Below are 3297 nucleotides of genomic sequence, written 5' to 3'. Positions count from 1 at the left end.
CGGCCGGGCGGTGGTATTATTCCGTTGTGCCGCACCCACAGAGAACACTACTGGATGAACAAGCGGTTCCCGGACCCTGCGCGTGCATAAATTCAAGCTCTGCATCATTCTGACTCTTCTTGCACTTTCCCTTTCCGCCTGCGAACGTGCGGAAAAGCCGGAAAGCCGCACTCTCGTGTTCGAGGTCCAGTCCACGGACAGCCTCGCGGTGAGCGGCGGCTATTCGGGCGACGGCACGGTGTACCGTCTGAGCTGCCCCGGCGGGGCGTTCCTGCCCGCCTCCTCCTGGCAGGCCGAGGACTCGACCTACCGGCCCTCCTCCCTTCGCATCACGATCGACCTCCTGGGCGAGCTGATCCCCTCCCTGGAAAACCCCAACGGGTACCAGGTCCAGACCCAGTTCGAGCTGGAGGGTGGCACGATCCTGGTCGAGCACACCAACCAGGCCCAGCTCGTGGTCAGCCCGACCTCGGACAGCCTTTACGCCGTGCGCGGCGAGGGGATCGTTTCGGGAGGCTCCCTGGACGGTCAAACCATATCGGGGTTCTTTCACGAGGAAAGCACGTACCGGATAGAAATTCCGGAGAGCGGCTCGCAGCAGGCACGGATCAAGCAAATCAACTGCCGGTACGAGCTGGTGGTTGATTTCTGAGCCGCGCCGGGCGATATTGTTATTTTACGGAAATCCAGCTCATCCAAAGTTCTGCGGCAGCCCGGACATGACTCTTTCCCCCAGAAGAAAACATAGCTCCCTGCCTGTCATGACATTCCGCCACGCGGTAATGCTGGCAGTCATTTTGTTTCCTCTCCTTGGTCCGTGGGCCGGCAACCTCCGGGCGATGAGTTTCTGGCGCAAGAACGACCGCAACACCTTTATCCGCAACATCCAGTTCAATTTCAACATCCCCAGCGCGCGCGCGGTCGGGCTGGGCGGCGCCTTTGTCGCCACGGCGGATGACGCCACGGCCGGGATGGCCAATCCCGCCGGGCTGACCGTGCTCACCACGCCCGAAATCTCGATGCATTACAAGGTCAGCCGCTTCAACCACACCGAGAACGCGGGCACACAGGAAGAGCACGACCTCACGCGCCGTTTCCACAACGATGTGGGCAGCCAGAGCTACCTGTCTCTGATTTTCCCCTCCGACCGCTTCGCCGTGTCGTTCTACCGCCAGGAGCTGATCAATTTCCAGAGTTCTTTCGAGGCGCCGGGATTCGGCCAGCCGGATGCCCCGGTGCCGGCGGATTTCGAGCCGGGCAACAAGACTCTCAGTGACATCCAGGTGAACAACTGGGGCGCGGCCCTGGCATTCAAGCCCTTGCACAACCTGTCCATCGGGGTGACCAATATCGTCTCGACTCTGGAGTTCAGATTCTCGGAGCAGCTTTTCCAGCGCAGCCAGGACAACCGTCCGGTGCGCTTTTTCAGCGTCACCTCCAACTCCAGCGACACCCGTTTCAGCCTGAACGTCGGGGTCAAGTACCAGCCCGCCCAGAATCTCAGCCTGGGCGCGGTATACCGCAGCGGGCCGCGGTTCCATATCCTGAACAACATCGAGGACGTGGGGGAGAATTCCAGCAGCGCGAGTCTTAGCCAGGCCGATCAGCGCCTGGTGTTCAAGGTGCCGGATGTCTACGGTTTCGGGGCCTCGTGGCAGATTCGCGACAACCTGTCCCTCTCGGCCGACATTGTCCGGGTGGAATACGCCGACCTGATCGCCGGGTTGGACCGCAACCTGAACGAGGACGACATCGCGGTGTACCAGGAGGATTTCCCCTATGCCCGGTTCGTGGACGGTGACGGGAAACAGGACCTGGTGCTCAAGGATGCGACCGAGTTCCATCTGGGAGTGGAATACTCGCTCTTCATGGACCGCTGGCAGATGCCGCTGCGGCTTGGTTTTTTCACCGACCCGTCACACACCGTGTACACCACGGTGAACGACGAGGCGCTCAAGCGCCTGTTCCCCCGCGGACGGGATGACCGCCACGTGACTTTCGGCACCGGGGCGGTGCTGAGCAACAAGATTCAGATCGACGCGGCGGTAAACATTTCGCGCAACATCACCGAGGCCCTGCTTTCCGCCGTGTTTCGCTTTTAGGACTGACCATGCCCCCCCTTTTCCGCATAAAGAGTCTTCTGCCAGTCCTGGTCCTGCTGTTCGGGCAGGCCACATCCGGCCGTCTGGCGGCCCAGGACACCTGGTATGCCGCCTATGGCCGCGCCATGGACGATATCGCGGCCGGGCGCTGGCAGGAGGCCGTGCAGAACCTGGACGCCGCCCTGCAATTGAAACCCGGGCCAGAGGTCAATGCCCGCACCTACGGCAATTGGCGCCCGGATTACCTTCCCCACTACTACCTGGGACTGGCCTGGTTCAACCTCGGTCAGTACGAGAAAGCCCAGGCCGAGTTCAACCTATCACTCCAGGCTGGAGCGATCCTGCACGCGCCCGAGCTGCATGAGGCTCTGCTCGGCTACATGCGCTCGGTCGAGGACCGTCTGGAAAGCGGCCGGCAGGAGAAACAGAACCAGGAGCACGTGAACGCCGAGATTACGCGCGCCCTGGAATTCGAGCGCCAGGGCGACCTGGATGAGGCCAGGAACAGGCTGGAAACAGCCATGAACCTGGACCCGGAAAACGAGACGGTCAAGGAGCACCTGCGCCGGGTGACGGACTCGATCCATCTGCGGGATGAGCAGGCCCGCCAGCAGCAGGTGGACCGTCTTCTGAACGGCGCCGTGCGTTCCCTTGAGAAAGGGGCGCTGGAGGCGGCCCGCGACTCCGCCGAGCGTGCCTTGGCGCTTGCCCCGCTGGACGCGCGTATCCTCAACGTATTGGAGAAAGTGGAGCAGCGCAGCCGCCAGCTATCCGCGGCCGAGGACGACCGACTTCTCGCCGCTGACAGCCTTCTGGCCCGGGGCCGGCGGACCCTGGAGCAGGGCCGTCTGACCGAGGCCGGGCGTGACCTCAGGCGCGCGCTGCAGCTCGATCCGCGCAACCGTCAGGCCCGCGAATACTCCCTCCGGGTGGACAGCCTGATCGCGGCACAGGCCCGCTCCCAGCGACAGGGGGAGCTGATCCGGGAGGCCTCCCTCCTGCTGGATCGCGATTCTCTCATCTTCGCCCGCGACCGTCTGATACGCGCCCGTGAGCTGGGCCCCGACCCGCTGGTGGACAGCCTGATGAGCCGGGTCGAGCAGCGCCTGGCCGAGCGTGAGAGGCTCAGCCGCGAGCGCGAGGCCCCCCAGCTGGTGCTCAACCTTCCCTCCGATTCGACCCGGCGGTTCACCCG

Annotated in this window: 3 protein-coding genes; all 3 read left to right on the top strand. The window is 63.4% G+C overall.

The genetic code is table 11. The features are described from left to right. Window positions 1-82 precede the first annotated feature (82 nt). The gene (locus tag LLH00_02090) at window positions 83-652 is read left to right on the top strand and encodes a hypothetical protein (GenBank protein ID MCE5270056.1); all 570 of its coding nucleotides are present in this window, start codon (window positions 83-85) and stop codon (window positions 650-652) included. Between the two features lie 187 nt (window positions 653-839). After that, window positions 840-2102 (top strand): outer membrane protein transport protein, encoded by a 1263-nt coding sequence (locus LLH00_02085; GenBank protein ID MCE5270055.1) that lies wholly within the window; start codon window positions 840-842, stop codon window positions 2100-2102. Between the two features lie 8 nt (window positions 2103-2110). Continuing rightward, window positions 2111-3297 (top strand): hypothetical protein (locus tag LLH00_02080; GenBank protein MCE5270054.1); only part of this gene is annotated, 1187 nt, incomplete at its 3' end.

It is taken from the genome of bacterium, assembly GCA_021372515.1.
Lineage (GTDB): Bacteria > Gemmatimonadota > Glassbacteria > GWA2-58-10 > GWA2-58-10 > JAJFUG01.
This window is presented reverse-complemented; position numbering and strand designations above follow the sequence as displayed.